Genomic DNA, 3,398 nt, shown 5'->3' with positions numbered 1-3,398 from the left:
GGGGGCGGGCATGGCCCGGGACGCTATCACTGCCGTCGTCAGGGCGGGGCCATCGCCCAGGCTGCCTTGGCCGGTTGAGGGTCGTCGAGCGTGCCCGTCTCCGCAGGCGCCCCTGCCGTACTACCTGGTCAGGAGCCCGGGTTTCCTGCTCTCAGTACAGAGCCCTCTAAGTACGCCGATCCTCGAGCGGCCCGATCGACGACAGGAACTCCCCCCAGGTGCCTGCGAGTCGATCGCGGACCACTGGGAAGACCACACCCGAATCGTCCTCTTCCAGTTCGCTGCTCTGGTACCAGACGGCACCACGATCCTCACCGGTCACGGCCAGCAGGAACAAACCGCCACCTCCATCCGCGCCCACTGGAATGCAGCCTTCGGGAATCACGTCCCCCGATGAATCCAGAGAACGCCAGAGGCTCGCCCACCTGGGGACCTCGCCGACTCCGAAGATGACCTCGATGCCGACGTTGTTGTAGCCAGCCAGCGCACCGCCGTCCTGAGTGCCCAAGTAGGCGCGGTAAGCATCAGGGAGCTTGGCGCCGAGGCGCTGCTCCAGCTCGGTCAGGCGGCTCGGAGGAGCCGCAGGGAAAATCTCTTCACAGGTCATAGGGAGTGGAGTTCGGCCGCCGTGACATTACTTTGTTCAGCTTACCCAACAGGCACGAGGGCCGATCACGCACCCGAGGGCGGGAGCCCACCGAGCCCGAAGACGTGAGGGCTAACAGAACTGCCTCGAAGCGGGGGCGCATCGTAAAGCAATCATCCGGCCTCACCAAACTGCGAATTCTCCTGACTCTTGGACACGGCCAGCACCGAAAAGTGCGGCCAGTTTCTGGACATCCGCTTCCGCTTCACGAGGTCAGGTTCCCAATGCGCACTTCCCGTATAGCCGTTACCGCGTCCGTCCTGGGGGCCCTAGCGTTTCCCTTCGTCGCCGCGTCCGCCGCACATGCCACCATGCCGACTGCGACCCCCGCTTCCACGAGTAGTTACTGCACCGGGCCCGGTCCCTGGGCAGTACACGGTACGAGTGCGGTGAAGATCCGTTCGCACCCGTCGTCGAAGTCCACAGCCCGCGGTGTGCTGCATAAATCGCACAGATTCAAGGCACAGAAAAAGTCGGGTGGTTGCGTGTACGTCATCAACAACACCACCGGCGTAAAGGGCTGGGCCTCGGGGAAGTACGTGTACCGCGCCGCGGGAATGTGCCTCGACTGACCGGCGGGCCACGAAAGTTCCCTTAAGTGCCCGTGGCGCAGTCGCACGGCGGGGCAGGCACCGTAGGGCACGACTTCGATCAGATCGGTTCAGGGGCCGCACTCCGTGCTGGAGTGCGGCCCCTGCGTGGTGCCTGCCGTAGGGCGCGGTGACGGGCTCGAAGGGGTGGCCCACCAGGTGCTTGCTTGATGTCCATGCCCGGCATCGGCATCAGGACCGCGCCCGCGTCCTCACCGAAGTTGACGCCGCCGAACGCGGCGCCGCGCGGACGCCGGGGCTCTCGTCACCGTGCCTGAAGGTGCCTAGGTTCGGGTGCACCATCCCGAGGCAGGCGACTCCCCTCCATCTGGAATACCCCGCTGGCCGTTTCGATTGGTTCAATCAGACCGAGCGAACCGCAGGGCTCAACCCCACCGAGTCCCGCACTCCTCTCGTCCCCGAAGCCCCGTCGCGCGCAGCCTGCCCACGGCCCCCACGCCCCCCATCGGCCGGCAACTCTCCGCTCACGCGGTCGACTTGTCCCCACTCGAACGCACGACCGCAGTGGCGGCCCGTCCACGGGCCGACCCGGCGGCCGCGCCCGCACCCGGCTCTGATGAGATCAGGGGGTACGCATACGGATCCACGGGTCGGTGCCAAGAGAGGCTCCGCCCACACAGCCCCGAAGCTCGACCCCGAAGTGAACGGCAACACGGTGTCCGGCGGCAGCCCGCGGCGTACGTTCCGGGTCGGTGCGGCGGCCTCGCGGCCCTGCACGTTGATCGTGTGCCGGGGGTGCCGCTGCGGCAATCCGCGCAAGTACCCGGGCATCGACCACGACTGGCAGCTCGACCGGCTGCGCGCGGCCGCCGCCGACTCGGACGGCCGGGTCGCCGTGCGCGTCTCGGACTGCCTCGGGCCGTGCCACCAGGCCAACGTCGTCGTCGTACAGCCCTCGACGGCCGGGCGGCAGGCGGGCGGGCGGGCGGCAAGGCCACCTGGATCGGCTTCGCCATGGACGACGACTGCACGGAGGAACTGATCGCCTGGGTGACGGCCGGAGGCCCCGGAGTCGCCGCTCCCCCGGCTGCGTTGGAGCTGCAGTTCGTCCCGCCGCCGCGGGAGGCGAAGGCCGCGCGCACGCGCCGCTGAGGCTCGCCCGCACGGCCGCCCGCGCACCGGTGGCAGCCGGCCGCCACCGTGCCGCGCCGGTCAGCCGTCGAGGAGGTGCCGCCCGCGCCCCGTGAGGCGGTGCAGCACGTGCGGTCCCTTGCGCTCGCTAGCCACGAGTCCCGCGTCCCGCAGCACTTTCAGGTGGCCGCTGACCGTGGAGGCGGGCATACCGAGGCGGGCGGCGACGGCGCCCGTGGTGTGCGTGACGGTCAGCGCGCCGAGCACCCGGCCGCGCCCCGCCCCGAGCAGCGCCGCCAACGCGCCCGCGTGCCGCACGCCGGGCCGATCGCACCCCGAGCTCCGCTCACCGACCGGATACACCACGACCGGCGGCAGGTTGGGGTCGGCGATGGCGATGGGCGCGATGTAGCCGAAGTACGACGGGACAAGCCGTACGCCACGGCCGCGCAGGTGCAGATCGGCGTCGACCGGATAGGACGTGCTGAGCACCGGGTCCCGCCACGCGAACGGCGCGAACGTGTCCAGGACGCCGACGATGCCGCCGTCGAGGGCCTCGACCCGCTCCTCCCAGCCGGCGGCGACAAAGGCCTCGACTTCGCTCCAGTCCGGGGCGATCAGCTCCGCGTGGAACCGTAGGACCGCGTCGGCGACCCGGTCGAGCAGGGCCCGGTCGCCGGCGGCGAGCCTGCGGGTCCAGGCGGGCAGCGGCCGGTGCCGTGCCGCCTCGCGCAGCTCCTTGGCCACGCGGGACGCGGGGGTTGCGCGCAGCGCCCGTACCGCTTCGGTCAGGCCCTCCTCGGACTCTGCTGGGGTCAGGAAGTCGGGGAAGTAGGCGGCGTCGACGGGCGCCAGGTCCAGCAACAGGCGGCAGGTCGTACGGAGTTCGCCCTGCCGCATCCGCTCCGCCGCGCGCCTGCGCCAGGGACGGAGGCGCGCGGGCAGGCAGCCGGGGGGCGTGTTGAGCACATGGAGCCCGAGGAACGCCTCCCACATCGGGTCGGCCGTCCTCGCCAGTTGCACGTACCGGAAGTCCCGGTCGCTGAAGTGGATACGCAGCACCCCCGCCA

Annotated in this window: 3 protein-coding genes; 1 reads left to right on the top strand and 2 read right to left on the bottom strand. The window is 70.3% G+C overall.

Features of this window, described 5'->3' with window-relative positions; all coding sequences use genetic code 11:
* Window positions 1–166: 166 nt before the first annotated feature.
* Complete coding sequence (locus GUY60_RS36065) at window positions 167–607, bottom strand: SMI1/KNR4 family protein (RefSeq protein WP_161705669.1); 441 nt, start codon at window positions 605–607, stop codon at window positions 167–169.
* 1,511 nt (window positions 608–2,118) lie between these two features.
* On the opposite strand from GUY60_RS36065, the gene GUY60_RS40120 reads away from it, so the two are divergent.
* Window positions 2,119–2,349, top strand: a complete 231-nt coding sequence (locus GUY60_RS40120) for a hypothetical protein (protein WP_446697014.1) — start codon at window positions 2,119–2,121, stop codon at window positions 2,347–2,349.
* 60 nt (window positions 2,350–2,409) lie between these two features.
* Here the strand turns inward: GUY60_RS40120 and GUY60_RS36055 are convergent.
* A partial coding sequence (locus GUY60_RS36055; RefSeq protein WP_161705667.1) for an ArsR/SmtB family transcription factor occupies window positions 2,410–3,398 on the bottom strand: 989 nt, incomplete at its 5' end.

Source organism: Streptomyces boluensis, from assembly GCF_009908195.1.
Lineage (GTDB): Bacteria > Actinomycetota > Actinomycetes > Streptomycetales > Streptomycetaceae > Streptomyces > Streptomyces boluensis.
The sequence above is the reverse complement of the archived record's forward strand: the minus strand, read 5'-3'. Positions and strand labels throughout refer to the sequence as shown.

Excerpts from the sequence above, each read along its gene's own strand:
- GUY60_RS36065 (WP_161705669.1), bottom strand. The coding sequence starts at position 607 with ATGACCTGTGAAGAGATTTTCCCTGCGGCTCCTCCGAGCCGCCTGACC.